The sequence below is a fragment of the Intrasporangium sp. genome, assembly GCF_035688975.1.
Lineage (GTDB): Bacteria > Actinomycetota > Actinomycetes > Actinomycetales > Dermatophilaceae > CALMNV01.
In genome coordinates this window covers 1-24,389 of record NZ_DASSMH010000049.1, presented here as the reverse complement: position 1 = coordinate 24,389, position 24,389 = coordinate 1, and the positions used below count along the sequence as shown (strand labels likewise).

Below are 24,389 nucleotides of genomic sequence, written 5' to 3'. Positions count from 1 at the left end.
AACTCGGCAGATGTGCTGTGAGCGGCGGGCCCGCCCGCGGCCCGTCGTGGTCGCCGGCTGGTCGGCGGCCCGTTGAGGATGACGACGCGGGGCACCGAACAGTTCACGAAGGCCGGATGAGCACCGGGTCGGGGCGCGTGGCCGCGCTCGGCGGCATACGTCCTGATCGGCCCGCGGTGGCCCGGACGCGACCGGGAGCGGCGGCCTCGGGGCACTGTCGGTGCCCGCATCTAGCGTTGGCGACATGGAAGAGCTGACCATGGCAGAGCCGCCGCGGACCGATGAGTCGTCCTCCGGCCACGCGCTGCCTGACCTGCTCGCGGCCATGGCGGCGACCGTGCGGCTGCTGGTCCGGGACTATCCCACGTGGCAGCTTCCCGAGGCCGCGGTCGGCGCGTCCATTGCCCAGGCGCAGGAGATCCGGGAGCTGGCCCAGACGCTGAGCGCCGTGCTCGTCGGTGAGGCGGAGGGGCGGGGCCTGGGCAGCGACCAGGGGCTGTCGCGCACCGACTGGGTCCGCGCGCAGGCCGACAGACTTGACGTCTCAGGTGCGGCCGCGCTCACGACCCTGGCCGGGGCGCTGCTTCAGCCCAAGTGGACCGACCTGGCGGAGCGGGTGCGCACCGGGCAGGTCTCGGTCGGCAAGGCGACGAGGATCGTGCGCTTCGAGAAGGACATGGTCCTTGCGGCCGATCGCGAGCACCTGGCTGACGTCGTCGCCTCTTTGGTCGAGCACGCCGCGACGCTGGATGACCGGCAGCTGACCCGCCTGCTCGCGCACGCCAGGGCGACGCTGCGCCCGCCGGCCGAGCAGGACCGGCTCGACGAGGCCCAGCGGGCGGCCCGGCTCTTCAGCCGGCGAGGCACCTCTGCGGGGATGATCGAGTACTACCTGCGGCTGGATGCGGAAGGGGCCGCGCTGCTCGATGCCGCCGTCGACCCACTCGCCCGGCCTCGCCCGGACTGCGATGCGGTCGGTGAGGAGCGAGGTGACCCGAGGACACCGGGAGCCCGCCGAGCCGACGCGCTGCTCGAGCTCGTGTCGCGGGCGATGTGCGCGCCGGAGGGTGCGCCCCGCACCGAGAAGGCACGGCTGCTCATCACCATGAGCCTCGACGCGTTGCTCGGCAAGATCCGGGGGGCCGGCTTGGCGGGCAACGGCGAGGTGCTCTCCGCCGCCACCTGTCGGCGGATCGCCTGCGATGCCGGCATCATCCCCGCCGTGCTCGGGGGCAAGGGCGAGCTGCTCGACCTCGGCGAGGCGGAGCGCTTCTTCACGCCGGCGCAGAAGCGGGCACTTGCGATCCGCGACGGCGGCTGCACCTTCCCGCGGTGCACCATGCCGCCACAGTGGTGTGACGCCCATCATGTGCGCCACTGGATCGACGGAGGCCGCACCGACCTGGACAACGGGGCTCTGCTCTGCGGCCGACATCACCCGGTCGTCCACGTCCGCGGGTACACCGCGACCGTGACCGCCACCGGTGTGACCTGGCACGTGTAGGGGTCCCGCCCCGCCGCCCGCTGTGGTGGGCGGTGTCGGCATGCCCGGCACCGACGCTGTCACGGCCCGGTCCTCGACGGCGCCGCGATGAGGTGCTCAGCTCGGGAGCGCCTGGGCATCGTCGCGGTGGTGAGGAAACGTGCCGGGACGCGACTCGGGCGGCATACGGCCAGGGTCAGGAGACTGCGGGAGCGACCACGACCTCGACGCCGTTGCCGCGGAAGCGGTCCAGCTCCTCTGGGTCGGCGGACTCGTCGGTGACCAGCGTCCACCGCGCCGGCATGACGGCCCACGCGTGGAAGGGTGACTGCCCGAGCTTCTCCGCGTGGGCCAGCACATAGGTGTGCTCGGCCCGGCTCATCATCAGCTCCTTGAGGCGCGTCTGCTCCAGAGCCGCCTCGCAGATCCCGCGCTCGGCGTGCACGGCGTCCGCACCCATGAAGGCGCGGTCGAAGGAGACACGCTGCACCGCCGACTCGGTCAACGGGCCGACGAAGGCCTGGCTGAGCGGCCTCAGCCGGCCGCCGAGGGCGATGACGTCGAAGTCGGCCTCGGCCAGGCGGGCCATGGCGGTGATACCGGCCGTGACGACGGTCAGCTCGCTCAGCCCGGCGACGCTGCACAGCTCCTCCGCGAGCGCTCCGGTCGTCGAACCCGCGTCGAGCAGGATCGTCTCACCGGGCTGCACCTGCGCGGCCGCCCACCGCGCGATGGCGTGCTTGGCGGCATACGCCTCCCCGAGCCGCTGGCGGAGCGAGGCCTCGGGGTGGTGCCCGAGGCTGATGGCGCCACCGTAGGTGCGGGCGAGCTTGCCCTGGCTCGTCAGCTTGGCGAGGTCGCGGCGGATCGTCGAGGCGGTCACCCCGAGCGACGCCGACAGCTCCTCGACGCTCGCGAGGCCGCTCGTCGTCGCGAGCCGGACGATCTCCGCCCTTCTCGCGTGCGCCGGGTGCCTCGCCACGCTCGGCACCCTAGGCGTCCTGCGGCTTCGGCGCCATCTCCGCACCGAGGCGCAGGGCCTCGATCATCGAGCGGTGGTCGGCGATGCCCTTGCCGGCGATGTCGAAGGCCGTGCCGTGGTCCACGGACGTGCGGATCACCGGCAGCCCGACCGTGACGTTGACCCCGGCCTCGAGCCCGAGGACCTTGACCGGTCCGTGGCCCTGGTCGTGGTACATCGCGACGACGAGGTCGTAGTCGCCGCGGCCGGCGAGGAAGAAGAGGGTGTCGGCCGGCAGCGCACCGTGCACGTCGATGCCGTCGCGCCGGCACGCCTCGACGGCTGGGTTGATCTTGGACTCCTCCTCGCCGTAGCCGAAGAGCCCGTTCTCGCCCGCGTGCGGGTTGATGCCACACACGCCGATCTTCGGGTGCGGCGTGCCCGCGTCGACGAGGGCCTGGTGGCCCCGGCGGATCACCCGCTCGACGAGGCCCGGCTCGATGCGGGCCACGGCGTCGAGCAGGCCGATGTGCGTCGTGACGTGGATGACCTTGACCCGCTCCGTCGAGAGCATCATCGACACCTCCGGCGTGCCGGTGAGGTGGGCGAGCAGCTCGGTGTGCCCCGGGAAGAGATGGCCACCGGCGTGCAGGGCCTCCTTGTTGAGCGGCGCGGTGCAGATGGCCTGCACCTTGCCGGCCACCGCGAGCTGGGCCGCGACGCGGATGTAGTGGTAGGCCGCGTCGCCCGCCACCGCGGAGAGCTGGCCGAAAGGCAGGCCCTCGGGCAGCAGGTCGAGGTCGATGACGTTGATCCGCCCGGGCAGCTCCTCCGCCTGCTCGACGTCCGTCACGACGACGACCTCGGACAGGCTCCCGACGATCCTCGCCGCCTCGCGCAGCCGACGCGCGTCGCCCACGACGACGATCCGCGCGAGCTTGGCGGTCTGCGGGTCGTCGAGGGCCCGGACGATGATCTCGGGACCGATGCCAGCACCGTCTCCCATGGTCACGGCGATGCGGGGGAGGGCTGTGGTCATGAGTGCTCCTTGATGGTGGCTGGGTGACGCAGGAGGTGCGAGGTGGCTCGGACGAGTGAGTCGGCGTCGCCGTAGCTGCCCGGGCGGGTCACGACGAGCTGGCCGGCCGTGGTCGAGCTGACGACCGTGCCCGGCTCGAGCTCCGCCTCGACGGTCAGCGCCTCCACTCCGGTGCGGTCGAGGACCGCGCGCGCCGTCTCGCCGCCGGAGAGGAACACGCCCGGGAACTCGGCGGCGACGGGGGCGACGACCTCGGCGAACGCCGCCGTGAGGCGGCGGGACACGCCCGGGTCGGCCGGGGCGTGCGGGTCCAGGGCGACGACGACGAGCCCCTCACGCGGGATCCCGGCCAGTCGGTCGGCGACGCGGCGCTGGTCGGTGAGCAGCTCGGGTGGGCTGAGGAGCTCGACGTATGCCGCGCCGCCGCGGAGACGGTCGAGCTGGGTGGACACCAGGGGGGCCCGCGTCCCCAGCGCGACCAGCAGCGCGGGCACCGTGGGCGTCCGGGCTGGCGACTCGTCCACCATGGACGCGGTCCGCGCCGGGTCGCCGTCGGCACGCAGCGCCAGGGCGCGCACGGCCGCGGCGACCAGTGCGGCCGATCCGACGAGGAGAGGCTCTGCCCACACCGACGCCGCCGCCTCGGCGACGGCGTCGAGGTGCGCGTCGCTCTCTGCGTCGCACACGAGCACGGCGTGCGCGTCGGTGACGGAAGCCATCGCCTCGGCGATCGCCGCCGGACCGCGGTCGACCACCTCGTGCCCGACGAGCACCGCCCGCAAGGGGGCGAGCGCCTCGGCGACCGAGCGCGGCGGCATACGGCCCTCGACGTGCCAGAGGCCGGACTCGTGCAGGGGCGCGCCGTCGACCCTGAGGACGCCGTCCCGCACGACGCGCCGGGACGCCGGGTTGGAGACCGCGACGACGGCTACGCGGCCCAGCTCCTCGGCGACCGCCGCGACCTCCGCCGCGACGTTGCCGCGCAGCAGCGAGTCGACCTTCTTCACGACCGTGGGGGCGGTGTGCACCACGCGAGCGGCGCGGCGCGCGGCGGCGGCAGCGGCGCCTGGCGCGCCCTGGCGGGAGTCGGTGTCGATGGTGACGACCCGGGCGTCCACCACGGGGCCGCCCACGGCGCGGTCAGCACGCTGCAGGAGCACCGTGCTGCGCGAAACGCGCAGAGCCGCCACGCTCGCGCATTCCGCCGCCCCGCTGAGGTCGTCAGCGACGATGGCCAACTCCAGCCTGCCCACCGATCCTCCTCACCGTGGCTCTGAAACGCGTTGCGGGGCAAGGGAACCAAGGCGCCGATGCCGCTCGGACTCACCGCCTGGCCCAGGTCACGAGGACTCGGTGCTGCGCGGTTCGTGCAACAAATACGCTACAGCCATTGCGCGATCCGTGCAATGGTGGCACAGTAATCCCACCGCAACGGCGCGCGATGCGCAGCGCGGTAGAGGCCACCGCTCAACGAGGAGTCCATATGACCCGGCGCCCGCCCGCACGTCCTTCCCTTTCCGACCAGGCGACGCGCGACGTCTCGCGCCGCTCGGTCCTGAAGTTCGCCTCCCTGCTCGGCGCCGGCGCCATCGCCGCGCCCGCGCTCGCCGCCTGCGCCGGCCCCAAGACGGCCACCAACCCCGCCGGCACCGCGGGGGCCGCGGGGGCCGCGGGCGGCAAGCTGAGCATCGTGCTCAACCGCAACCTCGTCAGCCTGGACAACAAGCTCAACCAGTACGACGCCGCGGTCACGGTCCAGCGGGCCGTTCGCGAGGCGCTGACCAAGATCGGCGACGACCTCAAGCCTGAGCTGGTCCTCGCCCAGTCCTTCGAGCAGACCAAGCCGACCGTCTGGACGGTCAAGCTGCGTGACGACATCCACTACTCGGACAAGTCCAAGGTGACCGTCGAGGACGTCGAGACGGCGCTCAAGATGTACTTCCAGGTCAAGGCCGGCTACGTCGCGTCGCAGTTCCCCGAGCAGCCCGCCTTCGCCAAGGTCGACGATCGCACGTTCACGCTGACGACGAAGAGGCCGGTCGTCTCGCTCAACTCCCTGATGTCAAACATCCTGATCACCCCCGCGGCCGCCAACAAGCCCGAGGAGCTGGGCACGGGCCTCGGGACGGGGCCCTTCACGATCGCCGACGCCAACTCGGGCACGGGCACCTACCGACTCGTCCGCAACCCCAACTACTGGGGCACCGCGCCCAAGCTCGACGAGGTCAACGTCAGCTACCAGGAGGAGGAGGGCGCCCGCGTCATCGCGATCACCTCCGGGCAGGCCGACGTCATCGACACCATCACCCCGGAGTCGGCCGCGTCCCTCAAGACGAAGAGCGACATCGACGTCATCGAGACCCCCGGCACCCGCCTCATCCACCTCTTCTACAACTTCCGCAAGCCGGCCGGCCACCCGGTGGCGGACCCGAAGGTGCGTGAGGCCCTCAGCCACGCCATCGACCACGACTCGCTCATCAAGGCGCTGATGAACGGCCAGGTGACCTCCGCCGAGGGCGTCGTGCCGAAGACGCTGGCCGGTTTCGCCAAGACCGGGGACTACACCTACGACCCCGCCAAGGCCAAGTCCATGCTCGCGGAGGCCGGAGCCACCGGGCTCAAGCTCCGGTTCATCTGGGAGGACTCCGAGTTCGCCGGCGCCTCTCGGGTCCTCGAGGCGATCTCGCAGATGCTTGCCGCGGTCGGCGTGACCGCCGAGCTGAAGATGATCCCCAAGGGCGGCGAGATCAACGCCTGGCGGCGCGGCGAGGCGGGAGACTGGGACGTGCTCGCCAACGGCTACGGCAACCAGACCGGGCTCGCCCTGACCAACCTGCAGGGCCAGTACGGCGGCACGGCGGAGAAGGAGAAGACGCGCGACACCTACCACGGCTTCGTGGTCCCGGAGATCACCGCCCTGCTCGACCAGGCCGCGGCCGAGGCGGACGAGTCGAAGCGCAACGCCCTGCTGGCCCAGGCCCAGGAGAAGATCTGGGCGCTGTGGCCGGCCATGTGGGCCTGGACGCCGAACAACGTGCTCGCCAAGCGCAAGCGCGTCGCGACGCTCAACCTGCGCCCCATCAACTCCTACGACCTCGGTTCCGTCGCCGTCTCGGGCTGACGCCATGGGGAAATACGTCCTGAAGAGGATCGGTCAGACGATCCTCACCGCCTTCCTCGCGACGGCGACCGTCTTTGTCCTGCTGCGGATGGCGCCCGGTGACCCGGCAGCCAACTACGCACCGCCCAACCCCAGCTCGGAGCAGCTGCAGGCCATCCGCGAGCAGTTCGGTCTCGACCAGTCGCTGCCGGTGCAGTTCTGGACCTTCCTGACGCACCTGTTCCAGGGCGACGTCGGCACGTCGTTCTTCTTCAAGCGCCCCGCGCTCGAGGTCGTCCTGGAGCGGCTGCCCTACACCGTGACCCTCGCCGTGGCCGCCATCCTCGTCACGGCCGTCGTCGCGGTGCCGCTCGGCGTGTGGATGGCCCGGCGGAACAACACCGCGAAGGAGCTGGCAGCCAACATCGGCACGATCGCCGGGCAGTCGATGCCGGACTTCTGGATCGGCTTCGTCCTGCTCATCGTCTTCGCGGTCAACCTGGGATGGTTCGCCCCGGCCGGCTTCGACTCGGTTGCCTCCATCGTGCTGCCGACGGTGACCATCGCGATCCTGCAGGTCGCCCTCATCTCCCGGCTGGTCCGCCGCGAGATGGTCGTCAACCTCGCCTCGCCCTACGTGACCGTCGCGCGGTCCAGGGGCGTGTCGGAGCGCCGGCTCACCTGGCGGTATGCCTTCGCCAACTCGGCCATCCCGGTCGTGACGGCCCTGGGGACCCGCTTCGCCGCGATGCTCAACGGGGTCGTCATCGTCGAGGTCGTCTTCAAGTGGCCCGGGGTCGGCGAGCTCGTCGTCAACGCCCTGAAGCAGCGCGACTTCCCGCTCATCCAGGCCACCGTGCTCGTCACCGTCGTCCTCGCCCTCGTCGTGCAGCTCCTCGTGGACCTGCTCTACCCGCTCATGGACCCACGCGTCCGCCTAGGAGAGGCCAGCTCATGACCGCGGCCAGCCTGACCCAGGACGTCCCCGAGCGGCCGTCCGCCGTCACCTCTGCGCTTCGTCGGCGGTCCGCCGCCGTCCGGCGCAGCCGCTACAGCACGGTGAAGATCTGGCTCGGCGCCGTGTGCGCCGGCGTCGTCACGGTGCCCGTGATCCTGGCCCGCGTCCTGCCGCTGCCCGACCCCATCGTCGGGCGGCTCGCGGAGTCGTCGCTGCCGCCGCTCAGCCCCGGGCACCTGCTCGGCACCGATCCCAACGGGCGGGACCTGCTCTCGCGGGTGCTGCACGGCGGCCAGACGTCCCTGCTCATCGGGCTGCTCGCCATCGTCGTGTCGGGCGTCGTCGGCATCGTCGCCGGAGCCGCCGCCGGCTACTTCGGCGGCTGGGTGGACACCGTCATCTCCCGCCTGCTCGAGGCGCAGATGTCGCTGCCGTTGCTGCTCATGCTGCTGCTCGTCGTCGCCCTCTTCGGGCCCTCGATCCCGGTCATCACGCTCGTCATCGCCTTCGCGCAATGGCCCGAGCCGGCCAGGATCACCCGCGCCCTCGTGCTCGTCGAGCGGGAGAAGCCCTATGTCGCAGCCGCGCGGGTGCTCGGCCTCCACCGGGTGTCCATCATCGCCAAGCACGTCATCCCCAACATCCTGCAGCAGGCCCTCGTCGTCGTGCTCCTGCTCCTCGCGCAGGCCGTGCTGCTCGAGAGCGCGCTGTCGTTCCTCGGCGCCGGCGTGCAGCGGCCCTACCCGACCTGGGGCGGCATCATCAGCGACGGCAGGGAGCTGTTCGTGACGGGCAAGTGGTGGCTCGTCACCATCCCGGGCGTCGTCATCGCCCTGCTCGTCATCGGCGTCAACCTCATCGGTGACGGACTGCGGGACCGGGTCCGTCGCAGCAAGGGAGCCGACGCATGAGACTTCTCGAGGTCAACGACCTGCAGGTAGAGCTCATCACCGGGGACCGGGTGGTGCGCGCCGTCGACGGCGTGAGCTTCCACATCGACCGTGGCGAGACCGTGACGATCATCGGGGAGTCCGGCTCGGGGAAGTCGACGACGGCGATGGCGATCCTGCGCCTGCTTCCCGACGACCTGGCGGTCATCTCGGGTGAGGCCCGGATCGCGGGCGAGGACGTCACGGGAAGCCGCGACGTGATCGACCGCCTCCGGGGCCGCGCCGTGGCCCTCATCCCCCAGGACCCGATGACGGCACTCAACCCGATCGCCACGATCGGGCGCCAGATGACCGAGGCGGTGCGCATCAAGTACCCGCGCCTGTCCACCGCCGAGGCCCGGGCCAAGGCGCTCGACCTCATGGAGCAGGTCCACATCCGCACTCCCGACAAGCAGTTCGCGGCATACCCTCACCAGCTCTCCGGCGGGATGCTGCAGCGCGTGCTCATCGCCATGGCGGTCTCGACCGACGCCGACCTCATCGTCGCCGACGAGCCCACGAGCGCCCTCGACGTCACGGTCCAGGCGGGCATCCTCGACCTCCTCCTCGAGCTGCAGGAGAAGACGGGGATCGGCCTGCTCCTCATCACCCACGACCTCGGCGTGGCGCGGCTCATGAGCGACCGCGTCCATGTCATGAAGGCCGGGGCCTTCGTCGAGGGCGGACCCGTCACCGAGGTGGTGGACCACCCCCAGCACCCCTACACGCAGAAGCTGCTCGGCGCCATCCCCGAGCTCGGCCCCTGGCACGACCCGGCCCTGGAGAAGGAGAACAGCCATGGCTGACACGCTGCTCGACGTGCGCCACCTCGTCGTCGAGTACGGCACCGGCAGCCACGCGTTCCGAGCCGTCGACGACGTCTCCTTCAGCGTGCCGCGCGGCGGCACGCTTGCCATCGTCGGGGAGTCCGGCTGCGGCAAGTCGACGATCGCCAAGGCGCTCGTGCGGCTGCTGCGGCCCACCTCGGGCTCCATCGAGCTGGACGGCACCGACCTCGCAACGATGAGCGAGGCGAAGCTGCGTCCCCTGCGCCACCGCGTCCAGATGGTGTTCCAGGACCCCTATGGGTCCCTCGACCCGCACCTGACGGCCCAGCAGATCGTGGCCGAACCCATCGCGGTGCGCGGAGAGAAGTCCCGAAAGGTCCAGCGGCAGAAGGCGGCCGAGCTCATCGACCGGGTCGGCCTGCCGACCTCGGCTCTCGATCGGAAGCCGCCCGAGTTCTCGGGCGGGCAGCGCCAGCGCATCGGCATCGCCCGGGCGCTCGCCTCGGAGCCGGAGCTGCTCGTGTGCGACGAGGCCACGAGCGCCCTCGACGTCTCGGTGCAGGCGCAGGTCCTCGAGCTGCTGGCGGACATCCAGCGGGAGCAGGGCCTCACCTACCTGTTCATCTCGCACAACCTCGGCGTCGTGCGCGCCATCTCGCAGCACGTCGTCGTCATGCGCGCCGGCCAGATCGTCGAGGAGGGCCGCACCGTTGACCTCCTCGCCCGACCGCAGCACGAGTACACCCAGCGGCTGCGCCGCTCCGCGCTCGAGCCCGGCCTCATGACCGGTGTCAAGCCACGCCACCTGATCCGTGCCATCGCCGCCTCCCGGGCGGCGGAGAGGAAGACCGCATGAAGACGCTCGAGCTCCCGGGGCTCCCCCGGCCGCTGCCCAGCCTCGTCCTCGGGACGATGACCTTCGGCGACACCGTCGACCTCGACACGGCCCGCACCATGGTCGACGCGGCGCTCGCGGCGGGCATCACCTCGATCGACACCGCCAACGGGTATGCCGCCGGACGGAGCGAGTCGATGCTCGGCGAGATCCTCGCCGGCCGGTGGGACGAGGTCACCATCGCCACCAAGGCGGGCATCTACCCCGGCGACGCCGGTGGGGCGCCGCTGCTGTCGGCCGCGGGCCTGCGGTCCTCGCTCGACGCGAGCCTGCGGCGCCTCGGCACCGACCACGTGGACGTCTACTACCTGCACCAGCCGGACCGTTCGGTGCCCGTCGAGGAGACCGTCGCCACCCTGGGGGACCTCGTCAAGGAGGGCAAGGTCCGCGCGATCGGGGTGTCCAACTACGCCGCCTGGCAGATCGGCGACGTCTTCGCCGCCTGCGACGCGCTCGGCACCCCTCGCCCGGTCCTCGCGCAGCAGCTCTATAACCTCGTCGCGCGCCGCATCGAGGCGGAATACGTGGAGTTCGCGACGACCAAGGGCCTCTCGACGATCGTCTACAACCCGCTCGGTGGCGGGCTGCTCACCGGGCGCCACTCCTTCACCGCCACCCCGACCGAGGGCAGGTTCGGGTCGTCGGCGCTGTCGGGGATGTACAAGGACCGCTACTGGAACGAGTCGACGTTCCGGGCCGTCGAGTCCCTGTCCGCGATCGCGGCCGACGCAGGGGTGACGCTGCCCGAGCTCTCCCTGCGCTGGCTGCTGTCCAAGCCCGTCGTGTCCGCCGTCCTCCTCGGTGGTTCGAAGCCGGAGCAGCTGGAGGCGAATGTCGCTGCCGCACAAGCAGGCCCGCTCGCCGACGACGTCGTGGCCGCCTGCGACGCAGCCGGGGCGCCGCTCCTCGGCTCCATGCCGGGATACAACCGATGAGCGCCGCCGAGGGTCGCGCCGCGGAGGGTCGCGTCGCCGACTTCGCACGCCGCGTCCGGGCCCGAGAGACGCTCGTGGGCTACTGGGTGGTCCTCGACTCGCCCGTGTCGACGGAGCGCCTGGCGCGGGTCGGCTACGACTACGTGTGCCTGGACGCCCAGCACGGGCTGCTCGACTACAAGGGCATCCTCGCGGGCATGATGGCGGTCGACGCCGGTGGTGCCTCGGTCGGGCTCGTCCGCGTCGGCGCCAACGACCCGTTCCTCATCGGCCAGTCGCTCGACGCCGGCGCAGCCGGAGTCATCGTGCCGCTCGTCAACACGCCCGAGGACGCGGCCCGCGCGGTCGCGGCGACGCGGTATCCGCCCGTCGGGGTGCGGTCCTATGGGCCCATGCGCTCGGCGCTGCGGATCGGCCCCACACCGGCCGAGTCCAACGACTCCACGGTCGTGCTCGCGATGATCGAGACGCCCCAGGGCCTGGACAACGTCGAGGCGATCTGCGCCACGCCCGGGCTCGACGGCATCTACATCGGCCCCTCGGACCTGCGACTGGCCGTCGGGGGCAGCTCGCCGACCGACGCCTCCGTCGACGACGCCTTCGAGGCCGCCGCCGAGCGGATCTGCGTGGCGGCACGCGAGGCCGGAGTCACAGCCGGGTTCCACACGGCGGGAGGCCAGATCGCGGCCAAGCGGCTGGGTCAGGGGTTCACGCTGGCGACGGTGTCGGCCGATCTCGTGCACCTCGAGCAGGCGGCGGCAACCCACCTCCGAGCGGCCAGGGGGCAGGCGTGACGGCCACCAGCGAGCTGCCCGCCGACGGACGGCTCCGACCGCGCCGGGGCGGTGGGTGGGCGGCATACCTGCCGACGCCCACCGTGCAGTGCCACGCTGCCAACCTCGCCTGGCTGCCCGGAGGCGACCTGGCCTGCGTGTGGTTCGGCGGCACCCAGGAGGGCGTGGCCGACATCTCGGTCCACCTCTCGCGGCTGCCTGCCGGATCTGACACGTGGCTCGACCCCGTGGTGCTGAGCGGCGACCCGACGCGCTCCGAGCAGAATCCCGTGCTCTTCAGCGCGCCGGGCGGCCAGGTGTGGCTGCTCTACACCGCGCAGGTGGCGGGCAACCAGGACACGTCCGAGGTGCGCCGTCGGGTGTCCCGGGACGGCGGCCGGTCGTGGGAGCCGCCCACGGTCCTCTTCCCGGCCGGTGGCGGCCGCGGCGTGTTCGTGCGGCAGCCACCCGTGGTCCTGGCGAGCGGGCGCATCCTCGTGCCCGTCTTCAACTGCGTCTCCGTGCCCGGCGAGAGGTGGGTCGGCAACGAGGACACGAGCAGCGTCTGGTGGTCCGACGACGGCGGGCAGACGTGGACCGAGGCGGCCGTGCCCGGGTCCCTCGGCTGCGTGCACATGGGCGTCGTCGTGCGGCAGGACGGCTCCTTGTGGGCGAGCTTCCGCAGCCGCTGGGCAGACTGGATCTGGGAGAGCACGTCGACTGACGACGGCACGACGTGGACCGAGCCCACGCCGACGCCGCTGCCCAACAACAACTCGTCGATCCAGGCGGTGGCCCTCGGCGGCGGGGTGCTCGCGCTGGTGTCCAACCCGACGAGCGCCGCCGACGCCACCGAGCGGCGGGTGTCCCTCTACGACGAGATCGACGACGAGGGCATCCGTGAGGTCGACGGGCCGCAGGTCGCCGAGCCCCAGATCGACCCCGACCGACAGACCGCCTTCTGGGGCGTGCCTCGCGCGCCCCTTCGGCTCAGCCTGTCACCGGACGACGGCCGCAGCTGGCCCGTCTTCCTCGACCTCGAGACGGGGGACGGCTACTGCATGTCCAACAACTCCCGCGACGGGCTCAACCGCGAGCTGAGCTATCCGTCGGTGCTTCCGGGTCCCGACGGCGACCTCCACGTCGCCTTCACCTACCACCGGCGGGCCATCAAGCACGTGCACCTCCCGGCCGACCTCGTCGCCGGGCTGCTGGCCGCGGCGAGATGACGTCACCGTCCGACGCCCCCGTCGCCGTCGTGACCGGGGGCAGCTCGGGGATCGGGCTCGCCGTCACGCAGGCACTTGTCGGTCGTGGTTGGCGCCTCATCTCCTTGAGTCGCAGCCGGGGGCCACAGCCGGTCGACGTCACCTGGGTGCCGTGCGACCTGACCGACCTGACCTCGCTGCAGCAGGGCCTCGCCCGCGTGACGGACCTCGTCGACGGCGGCCGCGTCGACGGCGGCCTCGGCGATCGCGGCGTGGACGCGGTCGTGCACTGCGCCGGTCTGCTGCGGTCGGCATACCTCGGCAGCCTCGACGCGCGCGACGGCGCGGCCATGTGGGCCGTCCACGTCCGTGCCGCCGAGGTGCTCGTCGACCGGCTCGCCGAGCGGCTCCGCGACGGCGGCCGGGTCGTGCTCGTCGGGAGCCGGACGATGACGGGGGTGGCGGGCAAGAGCCAGTATGCCGCGACGAAGGCGGCGCTCGCGGCCCTGGCCCGCTCATGGGCGAGCGAGCTTGCGCCCCGGGCGATCACGGTCAACGTCGTGGCGCCCGGCCCCACCCGCACGGCCATGCTCGACGACCCGGCCCGCGCCGCGACGCCGCCACAGGTGCCGCCGCTGGGCCGCCTCGTCGAGCCGGGCGAGGTGGCGGACCTGGTGCTCTTCCTCCTCCAGGAGACCGGCGCGATGATCACCGGCCAGACCCTCGTCCTGTGCGGCGGCGCCTCCCTCGCCTGAATGGCGACCGCGGCGGATCGGCGTAGGTTCTCCGGCGCCTGGTGCCGGAGAACCTCCCTTCACCGGCGAGGCGCGAGGGCCGGCCTCCAGGCGGAGCCCGGCATTGGGGCGATTTGGGCACTGTCCGCCGAGCGGCGTTGCGCACTAGCCTTGTAGGTTGCGGGCTGACGCAGGCGACACCCCGTCCCCTCCGTGCAACCCGCGCAAGGGGAGATGCCATGTCATTGTCCATGCAATCTCTGTTGTCAATCCGGTCCCTGCCGAAGCGCCGACTCGCCGCCGTCTCGCTGACGGCGGTTGCTGTTGCCGCAGGAGCGCTGGCTCCTTCGCAGAGTGCCAGCGCGGTCGATGCCGGCGGCTACACGCAGGTGAACCTCGTGTCCGACGTGCCCGGCCTTGCCAGGATCACCGACTTCCGAGTCTCCAACCCGTGGGGAATCGCCCTGGGACCGGAGACGCCGGTCTGGATCAACAACAACAACACCGCGACGTCGGAGGTGTATGCCGGTGCGAACGGCAAGGACCCGCTCGCGCTGAAGCTCGTCGTGCAGACGCCGGCCGGGCCGACGGGGATCGCCTTCAACAACACGGGGGCGTTCGCCGCCCAGCAGAACGGCGTCACGGTGCCGACGCTCTTCCTCTTCAACGGGTTCGACGGCTACACGAGCGGCTGGGGCCCGACCGCCAAGCCGGTGACGGAGGCGATTCCCACCCGGTTCGACCGTTTCGACGGGTATCTCGGCATGGCTGTGGCCAAGACGCCGCTCGGCCCGCGGATGTATGCCGCGTCGTTCGCGAACGGCGTCGAGGTGTTCGGCGGGAAGTTCCAGAAGGTCTTCGCCTCAAGGAAGTTCATGGACCCCGGTGTCGGCAAGCTCGTGCCGTACAACGTTGCCGTGATCGGTGAGCGCGTCTACGTGGCGTACGCCATGCCGGACGGCAGCCCGGGTGGCGCGATCAGCGTCTTCCGCTTCAACGGCGACCTCGTCCGCACGCTGTCGAAGGACGCTCGGTTGAACGCGCCGTGGGGCATGGTGATGTCCCCACCGCACTGGGGCCGGTTCGGCAACATGCTGCTCGTCGGCAACGTGAACGACGGCCGGATCAACGTCCTCGACCCGACGACCGGTGCGTTCAGGGGACAGCTGAGGGACCGTAACGGCAAGGTCATCGCCAACAGCGGCCTCTGGGGTCTCGCGTTCGGCAACGGCAAGACCGGCACGCCGAGAGACCTGCTGTTCGCGGCCGGCATCGACAACTACGCGCACGGCCTGTTCGGTCTCATCCACCCGAACTGACCGATCGAGGCGGTCCGGCCCAGCTGCGCACCGCCTCGTCACCGCCGTGAACCGCCCTGCGCGCCGTGGGATTCCGATGCCGATGCGTCGGATCCTCACGGCCGCAGGGTGGCACGCCTGGCCGGCAGGGGAGAATGATCGCAGCAGCCGATCCCCGCGCCAGTTGGAGCACCTGATGACGACACGCCTCTTCGTGGGTGGCAAGGTCTTCCTCGGCACGGGCGAGGACGACTTCGCGACGGCCTTCCGGGTGACGGACGGCCGGTTCTCGTGGGTGGGCGACGAGGCGGGCCTGACGTCGGTGGAGCGGTCCGGGGCCGAGGACCTCGGCGGTCGCGCAGTGCTCCCGGGCCTGCTCGACGTCCACAGCCATCCAGCACTCCTCGCGACCCTCGCCGGGTGGGTGAGCTGCCTGCCCCCGGACGTCCGCTCGCGCGAGGCGCTCGTGGACCGGCTGCGCACGTCCCCCGACCTCGGAAGGGCGGACGACACGTGGGTCCTCGGGTTCGGCTACGACGAGCAGTCGTTCCCCGACCGGCGGCCGCCCACGGCTGCCGACCTCGACCGCGTCTCGAAGACCCAGCCGGTCTTCGTCGTCCGCTGCGACGGCCACTCGGCCGTGTGCAACACGCGGGCATTGCAGCTCGCGGGCATCACCCGGGACACACCCAACCCGGAGGGCGCCCGGTTCGAGCGCGATTCCGGCGGCCACCCGACCGGGGTCCTCACGGAGGTGGCCGCGGCCGACGCCGTGCGGGCTGTCATCCCCCGGCCGGGGCGCGCGGAGCTGGTGGCGCGACTCGCCGGTCTGAGCCGGCACTTCCTCGAGCGGGGCGTCGTGGCGGTCGCGGACCTCTGGTCGACGGTCCTGCCCCAGCCGCTGGAGCTCTTCCGCGACGCGGCGGCTGCCGGCCTCGTGCCCCAGATCGGCCTCTACCTCGGGTGGACCGACCTGCGCGACGGGCCGCTGCCCGAGCTGACCGACGCCCACCGCACCGGTCGGGTGCGCGTCGCGGGGGTCAAGCTCTTCCTCGACGGGGCGTTCTCGAACCGCACGGCGTGGACGAAGGAGGCCTACCCCGACTCGTGCTCGCACGGCATACGGACCGCCTCGGACGCCGACCTGCGTGAGGCGGTGGCGTGGGCGCGGCGCAACGGCGTACAGGTCGCGGTGCATGCCATGGGCGACCGGGCGCTGGAGCACGTCGTCGGGCTCCTCGGCGTCGAGGAGCCCTGGCTGGGGGACCTGCCCTCGATCCGGCTCGAGCACGCCACCCTCGTGGGGCCCGCCCTCATCGAGCAGATCAACGCCGCGCGGATGTCCTTCGCCGTCGTGACCCACACGATCTTCCTCTTCGCCGAGCACGCCGCGTATGCCGCCAACCTCACCGAGCGCCAGTTCCCGGTCGCCTACCCGATCCGCTCTCTCTACAACGGGATTCGTCACCTCGCCCTGTCGTCCGACACGCCGGCCACGGCGTGGGCCGACGCGGACAACGTCTTCGTCTCGCTCAAGGCGGCGGTGCTGCGCCGGGCCCACACGGGCGCCGACATCAACGCCGAGGAGGCCGTCACCGTGGCCCAGGCGCTGCTGCTGTACACGGGTCGGGCCGGCACGGTGTGCCCCCTCGACCACGTCGGGGTCATCGCCGAGGGGTTCGAGGGCAGCTTCGTCGTCCTCGATCGCGACCCCTTCTCGATCGACCCGGACGAGCTCGACCGGGTGCAGGTGCATCAGACGTGGGTGGCCGGGGAGCGGGTCTTCGCGCGGTCGTGAGCAGGGCCGGTCCGCCGGCCGTCACCGGGGAGTGAGGAGGACGCGGACGAGGCCGGTCCCCGCTGGCAGTGCCGTGAGCGCCTTGCCCACGACGGCCCCGAAGGCGCGAGACCGGTCGGTGGCGACGCGGGCGTGGCCCAGCTTCGTCGACGTCGTGAGCATGTCGCCGTAGGCGATCGCGCCCGCCCCGGCGTCGGCCCAGGCCCACGACGTGCCGAGCAGCGCCACGGGCACTCCGTCGGCCGTCGCGTCGAGGATCACGGCACCGACGTTTCCGGGGCCGGAGACGACACCCGCCACGCGCACGTCGTATTCCTCTTCGCACGCCGTGATGCAGCCTTCCCCGTCGACGATGACCAGCATGCCGGGGGCCAGCAGGTCCGGCTCGGCCGCGGCCAGGCGGACGCAGACGACGGGATCGTTGAGGGTCCCGATAACAGCTGCCATTGCCTGCTCACTTCACCGCGTCACGCCGGGGATCCTCCGAGGATTGCCGACGGAGCGCACGCGTGTTTGCCTCCCATTGTCGCCACTCGCGACGAGCACGGTGGCCGTTCCGTCAAAGTCGCGCGCCCGTGCCCCGCAACGCCTCACGGCGCCGTCGGCGTGCCGGCCTCCCCGAGCAGCTCCAGCACGGCCCGCTCCAGCGAGAGCTGCCGGGCCGCGGTCGACCGGTAGCGCCGCCGGGCCGCCTCCCCGATCGTCTGTCCCGCCTCGTAGCGGTCGATGACGCGGGGGTCGATGTAGGACCCCTTGGCAATCGTCGGGGTGTTGCCGAGGTAGGCGGACACCTCCTCGACGGCCGCCTTGACGGCACGCCGGCGTGACGCCTTCGTGGTGCCCGGCTCGTCGGAGCAGGCGAGGGCGGCGGCCGCGATGACCGTCGCGTGCCAGGTGCGGAAGTCCTTGGCCGTCATCTCCCCGCCGAGCAGGTCGGAGAGGTACCTGTTCACCGCGGCCGCGTCGAGGTCGATCCAGCCCTTCGCGTCCTGGTAGGCGAGGAGCCTGCGGCTGCGGCGGTCCCGCCGGGCCCGCATGCGGTCGAGGGCACGGATGACGTCCGCGTCGTCGATCTCGATCGTGTGGCTCACCCCGGACTTGCCGACGAAGCTGAAGACGACGGTGCCCTCCTTCTTGCGGACGTGGCTCCGCTCGAGGGTGGTCAGGCCGAAGGAGCCGTTGGCGTCGGCGTAGGCGTCGCTGCCGATCCTGAAGTAGCCGAGGTCGAGGAGGCGCACCGCGGCCGCGGCGGCCCGCTCGTAGGGCATGCCCTCGTTGGCGAGGTCGCGGGCCACCCTCCGGCGGGCGGCGGGCAGCCTCTGCGCGGCCGTCGTGACGCGCTCGAACTTCGCACGGTCACGCTTGGTCCTCCAGTCCGGGTGATAGAGGTATTGCCGGCGCCCCGCGTCGTCGGTGCCGACGGCCTGGATGTGGCCGTTCGGGTGCGGGCAGATCCACACGTCCCTCCAGGCCGGAGGGATCGCGAGCGACCGGATCCGCTCCACGTCCTCGGCTGCCAGGCGCGCTCCCTGCCCGTCGAGGTAGACGAAGCCCCGTCCTGACCGCCGTCGGGTCCATCCGGGCGAGTTGGGGGAGACCTTGCGCAGCCGGGCCATGCGCCCCTCTTACCCCGCTGCCCGTCGCCACAGGCATGCGGCATACCGACACGCCTAGGGTGTGCCCATGACAGTGCCCGCGCCCGCGACCCGCGAGACCCGGCCGGAGGAGGTCGTCCTCCTCGACCGTTCCGGCCGCGCCATCGGCACGGCGCCCAAGGCCGACGTCCACGGCGAGGACACGCCGCTGCACCTGGCCTTCTCCGCCTACCTGTTCGACGCGTCGGGGCGGCTGCTCGTGACCCGCCGGGCCGCCTCCAAGCGAACCTTCCCCGGCGTGTGGACCAACACCGTCTGTGGGCACCCCGGGCCCGGCGAGCCGCTCGGTGTGGCCGTCGTCCGGCGGGCCGCCGACGAGCTCGGCGTGGTGGCTACCGGGGTGCGCCTCGCGCTGCCCGAGTTCCGCTACCGCGCCGAGATGTCCGGCGTGGTGGAGAACGAGTTGTGCCCGGTCTACGTCGGCCGCGTCGCAGGGGTCGGCGACCTTGCGCCCGATCCAGCCGAGGTCGACGGGCACGAGTGGGTGCCGTGGCCGCGCTTCGCGGCCGACGTGGTCGAGCGCCGCCGCACCGTGTCGCCGTGGTGCCTCGCCCAGGTCGCCGCCCTGGTCCGACTTGGGCCGGACCCCGACGCCTGGCCGGTCGCCGACCCGGCGCTGCTGCCGCCGGCCTGCCCGCCGGAGCGGGCACGGCATACCGCGTGACCACACGGCGCACCGCGCCCCCTCCCCGTCGAGTGGCCACTTTGGTTCGGGCCGCGCCCCCCTCCCCGTCGAGTGGCCACTTTGGTGCGCACCGCGCCGTGACACGGGCACCGCAGGTCGTGGACACTCGTGGCGTGAGCGAGGCGTCCCGGCCGTGGGTGCTGCACGTCGACCTCGACCAGTTCATCGCCGCGGTCGAGGTGCTGCGCCGTCCGGAGCTGGCCGGTCTGCCGATCATCGTGGGCGGGCGGGGTGACCCGAGCGAGCGGGCGGTCGTCGCGACCGCCTCCTACGAGGCGCGCGAGTTCGGGGTCGGCTCCGGTATGCCGCTGCGCACGGCGGCGCGCCGTGTGCCGGATGCGGTGCTCCTCCCCGTCGACGCGCCCGCTTATGCCGAGGCGTCGGAGCACGTCATGGCCGCCCTCCGGGGACTCGGGGCGGTGGTCGAGGTGCTCGGCTGGGACGAGGCCTTCCTCGGCGTGGAGACGGGCGACCCCGAGGGCTTCGCCCGGGCGGCTCAGCGCGCCGTCCTCGACGCCACCCGGCTGCACTGCTCGGTCGGGGTGGGCGACAACAAGATCCGGGCGAAGATCGCCACCGGCTTCGCCAAGCCCGGCGGGGTCTTCCGCCTCACCGAGGCCACCTGGGCGCAGGTCATGGGAGACCGTCCGACGATCGCGCTCTGGGGCGTCGGGTCACGGGTCGCGAAGCGGCTTGAGGCGCACGGCATACGGACCGTGGGAGAGCTCGCGGGGGCCGACCTGGACGTGCTCGTCGCGGAGTTCGGCCCGCGAATGGGGCGGTGGTATGGCGAGCTCGGCCGCGGGATCGGTTCCGCGGTCGTGGACGACACGCCGTGGGTGGCCCGCGGGCACAGCCGGGAGACGACCTACCAGCACAACCTCACGACGCCGGCCGAGGTGGAGGACGCGGTCCGCGAGCTCGCCGGACAGGTCTTCGACGACACGGTCACGGAGGATCGGCCGGTCTTCCGCGTCACGCTGAAGGTGCGCTATGCCCCGTTCTTCACGCAGACGCGCAGCCGGAAGCTGCCAGTCGCGACGACCGAGCGGGACGCCGTCGTCGCGGCCGCGCTGGCGCTTGCCGGGACGCTCGACCCGGACCGGCAGGTCCGCCTGCTCGGCGTCCGCGCGGAGATGGTCATGCCGGACGAGGGCGACCCCACCCCGCGCACGCCGATCCGCGGCCGCCTCTGACCCCCCAGACAACTGGGAGGCGGGATAGCGCTATGGCGATACCCAGCCCCCCAGACAACTGGGGGTCAGCGCTCGTTGTTGCGCCGCGCGGCGCGCGTGCCGAGCGTCTCGAGGACCCGCACGACGCGGGAGCCGAGCCGGCGGTCGGCCTCCCGGCCCACGACGGTCTCCGTGCCGCCGCCCGGTGGCGCGCTCGGCAGCAGCCGCCCGAAGACCCCCATCAGCCGCGTGGTGGTGCCCGGGAACAGCCCGCGGACCCGGATGCCGACCCAGGCCAGCGGGGTGAGCACGACCATGGGCTTGCCGGCGAGCACGGCGTCGACGATGCGGGTGGCGGCGCGGTCGGCGTCGATCGACAGCAGCGGCATGGAGGCGCCCGGGGCGAACCAGGCGTACTCCTTCTCGGCCGCGCCGACGAAGTAGGCCCGCTCGTGACCGCCGGTGCGCATGAGCCCCGGCACGATCGTCGTCGCGGAGACGCCAGTGCCGTGCAGTTCCGCCGCGAGACCGTCGGAGAAGCCGACCGCGCCGAACTTCGCTGTGGCATAAGGCAGCAGGTGCGGCGGCGCCACCATGCCGCCGATCGAGGTCACCGTCCCGATGTGGCCGCGTCCGCGCCGCCGCATGGCCGGCAGGACGGTGAGGGCGACGTTGACCGGGCCCCACGTCATCGTGTCGATGGCGTCCTCGAAGTGCTCGAAGGTCATCGACTCCACCGGTCCCGTCTGGATGATGCCGGCGACGGTGATGACGGTGTCGATCGGCCCCACGGACTCCTCGACGTCGGCCACGAGCGAGCCCACCGCCGCGCGGTCACGCACGTCGCAGACCCGGCTCTCGACGTCTCGGCCGCCGAGCTGCTCCACGGCGCGGGCCAGCTCGTCGGCGTCACGCGCGCAGATGACGACGTGGTGTCCCCGGCGCAGCAGCTCGCGGCTGATCAGGAGGCCGAGGCCACGGGACCCGCCGGCCACGAGCGCGATCGGTGCGTTGGTCATCCCCCGACCGTAGCCCGGCGGCCTCGCGCGTGGCGGCTCCGCGGCATACGGTCGGGGCATGAAGGCACTCACCTGGCACGGCATCAACGACGTGCGGATCGCCGAGGTCCCCGACCCGCGGATCGAGCAGCCCACCGACGCCGTCGTGCGCGTCACGTCCACGGCCATCTGCGGCTCAGACCTGCACCTCTACGGCGTCCTCGCGCCCTACCTCACACCGGGCGACGTGCTCGGCCACGAGTTCATGGGCATCGTCGAGGAGGTGGGTGCCGCCGTCGGCAACCTCGCCGTCGGGGACCGGGTCGTGGTGCCGTTCAACATCTCGTGCGGCAACTGCTGGATGTGCGAGCGCGGGCTCTTCGCCCAGTGCGAGACGACCCAGAACCGCGAGCAGGGCAAGGGCGCCAGCCTCTTCGGCTACACGAGCCTCTACGGCGCCGTACCGGGCGGCCAGGCCGAGCGGGTCCGGGTGCCGCACGCCGACTTCGGCCCGGTCAGGCTGCCCGCCGAGCTGCCCGACGAACGCTTCCTCTACCTCTCCGACATCCTGCCCACCGCGTGGCAAGGAGTGGAGTATGCCGCCGTCCCCGAGGGCGGTTCGCTCGCCGTCTTCGGTCTCGGGCCCGTCGGGCAGCTGGCGGTGCGGGCCGCGCGGCACCGCGGCGTCGACGACGTCATCGGCGTCGACCTGGTGCCCGACCGGCTGGAGCTGGCCCGACGCTCCGGCGCCCGGACCGTCGACCTCACCGAGGTCACGGACGTCGCCGCCGAGCTACGCGCCATGACCGACGGCCGCGGGCCCGACTCCGTGCTCGAGGCCGTGGGCATGGAGGCGCACGGAAACCCACTGGCGGAGAAGGCGATCGGGCTCGCGAAGCGGCTGCCCGGGCCGATCGCGAGGGCCGCCATCGAGAAGGCCGGCATCGACCGGCTCGACGCCCTCCACACGGCCATCGCGTCCGTGCGCCGCGGCGGCACCGTGTCGATCAGCGGCGTCTACGGCGGCATGGCCGATCCGATGCCGATGATGGACCTCTTCGACAAGGGCATCCAGCTGCGGATGGGACAGTGCCACGTGCGGCGGTGGACCGACGAGCTGCTCGCGATCGCGAGCCAGCCGGACGACGTCCTCGGGCTCGAGAGCCTCGCCACCCACCATGTCCCGCTCGACGAGGCGCCGGAGATGTACCGGGTCTTCCGCGACAAGGAGGACCACTGCCTCAAGGTGGTGCTGACGCCCTGACGCCCTGACGTTCTGACGACGGGCGCTGCGTGCACTCAGACGGCGGGGCCCTGCCAGTCGGCGCCGCCGGCCGCCTCGTCGATGGCGACGCTGACCAGGGCGTTGGGGTTGCTGAGGATGCCGTCCTCGACGTGGTCGGTGTACGTGCCCGTGAGGCGGGCGGTGAGCGTCTCGTCCGGCACGGTGCCGTGCAGGTTGGCGCCGAGGAAGAGCCGCACCGTCTGGACACCGGGGCTGGTGGTGAAGTCCACCTTCGTCTCGACCCGGAACCACTGGCGGACCGGCACCGTGGCGGTGGAGCGCGTCGCGTTGGTGTCCCCGTTGACCAGCGTGAACTTGTACTCCTGCGGGGCGCCTCCGAGCGCGAAGCCGCCGTTGTTGGTGCCGGCCACCTGCCCGTCTGCGCTGCGTCCGGCGGTGTAGCGCAACACGCTCGTGCGGTGGTCCGGCAGCGCGTCGAGCTTGTAGTAGCGCCGCAGGTGCACGACGCGCTGGGTGCCGAGCTGCTTGCCGAGGAAGCCGTAGGTGTCGGTCGCGATCCGCGTGTTGCGGAAGCGGACGCACTGGCCGCGCACGCCGTCTACGGCGAACGCCGCGGCGACCGTGCCGTTGCCGGCACCCGCGTCGCGGGGGGCCTGGTCGTAGGAGGTGTTCGCCGTCGTCGGCTCGGTGCCGACGGCGCCGCCCTCGAAGCTCTCGCCGAAGGCGGCCGGCGAGCCCGAGCCGGCCGGCGCGAGCGGCAGCAGGAACCCGGGCTTGGTGCGCGACGTCGTCATGAGCACGTCGTCGACGTCCATCGTGTAGTCCACGGCGACCCCCGGGTAGTGGATCCACAGGACCTTGACGCTCTGGGCCGTCTTGTTGTTCGCCGAGGTCAGGGTCGTGGCGGGTGCCCCGTCAAGGCTCACGTCGGCGGTGTACCTCGTCGAGCCGAAGTGGACGACGGCCTGGATCAGGTGCCACTCCCCGACGGTTGGGACGGGGCCGAGGTCCATGGTCTCGACGTAGCCGAAGTCGCACATGAGCCTGTTGTCGCGGAAGAACACCGTGAACTGCGACTTGGGGCTCGTGGTGCTCGTGTTGCCGATCTCGAACAGGTTCATGTAGGTGTCGCCCGGGTTGGGCTGCGTGACCAGGCGGAAGTACATCGCGAAGGTCGCGTAGGGCTGGTCGAGGGCGAAGCCGCTGCGGTCCACCACGAGGTAGGCGACGCGGCCGGCGGTCGTCGCGGGGTCCAGGCGGCAGCCGAGGGTTCCCGAGTGCGCGTAGCCCCGTCCCAGCGCGGCGCCGGCATGCTGGGTGATCGGCGCGCCGAGCGAGCCGTTCTCGAAGTCGAGGCTCAGCTGGGCCGTCGCCGCCGAGGCGCTGGGCGCCTGCGCCAGGTCCGCCGTGACCGCGACGGCGGTGAGACCGCCGAGGGCCAGAAAGCGCCTCCGGGTCAGGGCGTGCATGGAGGAGGGTGCGCGCTCGGGGCTGGCCATGCGCGGAAGTGAACCACGGCAGGCCGCGACCCGTCCGCGGTTCACGCCGAATCGAGGCTCGCGTCTCACCAGCGGACGGAGTGCGGGGCCGTGACCGACACCGTATGCCGTGCGCAGGCACCTGGGCGACGACGAGGAGTGCCGGTGCTCCGGCGGGTGCTCAGACCAGGGGCGGGTCGCCGGGCCGCCGCAGGAGCAGCCACCGGAAGCCGTGCCCCTCGAGCTCGACCTC

General features: G+C 72.2%; 22 protein-coding genes. 15 read left to right on the top strand and 7 right to left on the bottom strand.

Annotated elements, in window-relative coordinates; all coding sequences use genetic code 11:
• The first annotated feature begins 244 nt into the window (after window positions 1-244).
• Window positions 245-1,504, top strand: a complete 1,260-nt coding sequence (locus tag VFJ94_RS04975; protein WP_325003087.1) for an HNH endonuclease signature motif containing protein — start codon at window positions 245-247, stop codon at window positions 1,502-1,504.
• A gap of 175 nt (window positions 1,505-1,679) precedes the next feature.
• Here VFJ94_RS04975 and VFJ94_RS04970 read toward each other — a convergent pair whose 3' ends face one another.
• Genes VFJ94_RS04970 through VFJ94_RS04960 form a run of 3 tightly spaced genes read right to left on the bottom strand, consistent with a single transcriptional unit; the run spans window position 1,680 to window position 4,736 of the window.
• Complete coding sequence (locus tag VFJ94_RS04970; protein ID WP_325003086.1) at window positions 1,680-2,465, bottom strand: DeoR/GlpR family DNA-binding transcription regulator; 786 nt, start codon at window positions 2,463-2,465, stop codon at window positions 1,680-1,682.
• Between the two features lie 10 nt (window positions 2,466-2,475).
• Entirely contained in the window at window positions 2,476-3,483 is a 1,008-nt protein-coding gene (gene pdxA, locus VFJ94_RS04965; RefSeq protein WP_325003085.1) for a 4-hydroxythreonine-4-phosphate dehydrogenase PdxA, read from the bottom strand.
• Window positions 3,480-4,736: a four-carbon acid sugar kinase family protein gene (locus tag VFJ94_RS04960; protein ID WP_325003084.1), complete on the bottom strand. Its 1,257-nt coding sequence runs from the start codon at window positions 4,734-4,736 to the stop codon at window positions 3,480-3,482. The genes pdxA and VFJ94_RS04960 overlap by 4 nt, the downstream gene beginning before the upstream one ends.
• A gap of 230 nt (window positions 4,737-4,966) precedes the next feature.
• Here VFJ94_RS04960 and VFJ94_RS04955 point away from each other — a divergent pair, with 230 nt between their 5' ends.
• From VFJ94_RS04955 to VFJ94_RS04905, 11 genes are all read left to right on the top strand, one after another.
• On the top strand, window positions 4,967-6,604 hold the full coding sequence (locus VFJ94_RS04955; RefSeq protein ID WP_325003083.1) for an ABC transporter substrate-binding protein: 1,638 nt from the start codon (window positions 4,967-4,969) through the stop codon (window positions 6,602-6,604).
• A 4-nt stretch (window positions 6,605-6,608) separates the two neighbouring features.
• A complete protein-coding gene (locus VFJ94_RS04950; protein ID WP_325003082.1) occupies window positions 6,609-7,541 on the top strand; it encodes an ABC transporter permease in 933 nt (310 codons plus the stop codon).
• Entirely contained in the window at window positions 7,538-8,452 is a 915-nt protein-coding gene (locus VFJ94_RS04945; RefSeq protein WP_325003081.1) for an ABC transporter permease, read from the top strand. Before VFJ94_RS04950 ends, VFJ94_RS04945 begins: the two co-directional genes overlap by 4 nt.
• A complete protein-coding gene (locus tag VFJ94_RS04940; protein ID WP_325003080.1) occupies window positions 8,449-9,276 on the top strand; it encodes an ABC transporter ATP-binding protein in 828 nt (275 codons plus the stop codon). The genes VFJ94_RS04945 and VFJ94_RS04940 overlap by 4 nt, the downstream gene beginning before the upstream one ends.
• On the top strand, window positions 9,269-10,114 hold the full coding sequence (locus VFJ94_RS04935; protein ID WP_325003079.1) for an ATP-binding cassette domain-containing protein: 846 nt from the start codon (window positions 9,269-9,271) through the stop codon (window positions 10,112-10,114). Before VFJ94_RS04940 ends, VFJ94_RS04935 begins: the two co-directional genes overlap by 8 nt.
• Window positions 10,111-11,088, top strand: a complete 978-nt coding sequence (locus tag VFJ94_RS04930; RefSeq protein WP_325003078.1) for an aldo/keto reductase — start codon at window positions 10,111-10,113, stop codon at window positions 11,086-11,088. Before VFJ94_RS04935 ends, VFJ94_RS04930 begins: the two co-directional genes overlap by 4 nt.
• The gene (locus tag VFJ94_RS04925) at window positions 11,085-11,882 is read left to right on the top strand and encodes an HpcH/HpaI aldolase family protein (protein ID WP_325003077.1); all 798 of its coding nucleotides are present in this window, start codon (window positions 11,085-11,087) and stop codon (window positions 11,880-11,882) included. Before VFJ94_RS04930 ends, VFJ94_RS04925 begins: the two co-directional genes overlap by 4 nt.
• The gene (locus VFJ94_RS04920) at window positions 11,879-13,090 is read left to right on the top strand and encodes a sialidase family protein (RefSeq protein ID WP_325003076.1); all 1,212 of its coding nucleotides are present in this window, start codon (window positions 11,879-11,881) and stop codon (window positions 13,088-13,090) included. The genes VFJ94_RS04925 and VFJ94_RS04920 overlap by 4 nt, the downstream gene beginning before the upstream one ends.
• The gene (locus VFJ94_RS04915) at window positions 13,087-13,824 is read left to right on the top strand and encodes an SDR family oxidoreductase (RefSeq protein ID WP_325003075.1); all 738 of its coding nucleotides are present in this window, start codon (window positions 13,087-13,089) and stop codon (window positions 13,822-13,824) included. Before VFJ94_RS04920 ends, VFJ94_RS04915 begins: the two co-directional genes overlap by 4 nt.
• A gap of 242 nt (window positions 13,825-14,066) precedes the next feature.
• The gene (locus VFJ94_RS04910; RefSeq protein ID WP_325003074.1) at window positions 14,067-15,122 is read left to right on the top strand and encodes a TIGR03118 family protein; all 1,056 of its coding nucleotides are present in this window, start codon (window positions 14,067-14,069) and stop codon (window positions 15,120-15,122) included.
• A 175-nt stretch (window positions 15,123-15,297) separates the two neighbouring features.
• On the top strand, window positions 15,298-16,899 hold the full coding sequence (locus VFJ94_RS04905) for an amidohydrolase (protein WP_325003073.1): 1,602 nt from the start codon (window positions 15,298-15,300) through the stop codon (window positions 16,897-16,899).
• Window positions 16,900-16,920: 21 nt separating this feature from the next.
• Here the strand turns inward: VFJ94_RS04905 and VFJ94_RS04900 are convergent, their stop codons facing one another.
• Together VFJ94_RS04900 and VFJ94_RS04895 are read right to left on the bottom strand one after the other, a co-directional pair.
• Window positions 16,921-17,346, bottom strand: coding sequence for a hypothetical protein (locus VFJ94_RS04900; RefSeq protein ID WP_325003072.1), 426 nt, complete (start codon window positions 17,344-17,346; stop codon window positions 16,921-16,923).
• Window positions 17,347-17,489: 143 nt separating this feature from the next.
• Window positions 17,490-18,515: a DNA topoisomerase IB gene (locus VFJ94_RS04895; RefSeq protein ID WP_325003071.1), complete on the bottom strand. Its 1,026-nt coding sequence runs from the start codon at window positions 18,513-18,515 to the stop codon at window positions 17,490-17,492.
• Between the two features lie 67 nt (window positions 18,516-18,582).
• Here VFJ94_RS04895 and idi point away from each other — a divergent pair, with 67 nt between their 5' ends.
• Window positions 18,583-19,218, top strand: coding sequence for an isopentenyl-diphosphate Delta-isomerase (idi, locus tag VFJ94_RS04890; RefSeq protein ID WP_325003070.1), 636 nt, complete (start codon window positions 18,583-18,585; stop codon window positions 19,216-19,218).
• A 134-nt stretch (window positions 19,219-19,352) separates the two neighbouring features.
• Window positions 19,353-20,435, top strand: a complete 1,083-nt coding sequence (locus VFJ94_RS04885) for a DNA polymerase IV (RefSeq protein ID WP_325003069.1) — start codon at window positions 19,353-19,355, stop codon at window positions 20,433-20,435.
• Between the two features lie 65 nt (window positions 20,436-20,500).
• Here VFJ94_RS04885 and VFJ94_RS04880 read toward each other — a convergent pair whose 3' ends face one another.
• Window positions 20,501-21,433 (bottom strand): SDR family oxidoreductase, encoded by a 933-nt coding sequence (locus tag VFJ94_RS04880; protein ID WP_325003068.1) that lies wholly within the window; start codon window positions 21,431-21,433, stop codon window positions 20,501-20,503.
• Between the two features lie 58 nt (window positions 21,434-21,491).
• On the opposite strand from VFJ94_RS04880, the gene VFJ94_RS04875 reads away from it, so the two are divergent.
• Window positions 21,492-22,676, top strand: a complete 1,185-nt coding sequence (locus VFJ94_RS04875; protein WP_325003067.1) for a zinc-dependent alcohol dehydrogenase — start codon at window positions 21,492-21,494, stop codon at window positions 22,674-22,676.
• Between the two features lie 35 nt (window positions 22,677-22,711).
• Here the strand turns inward: VFJ94_RS04875 and VFJ94_RS04870 are convergent, their stop codons facing one another.
• Entirely contained in the window at window positions 22,712-24,157 is a 1,446-nt protein-coding gene (locus VFJ94_RS04870) for a hypothetical protein (protein WP_325003066.1), read from the bottom strand.
• Between the last annotated feature and the right edge of the window lie 232 nt (window positions 24,158-24,389).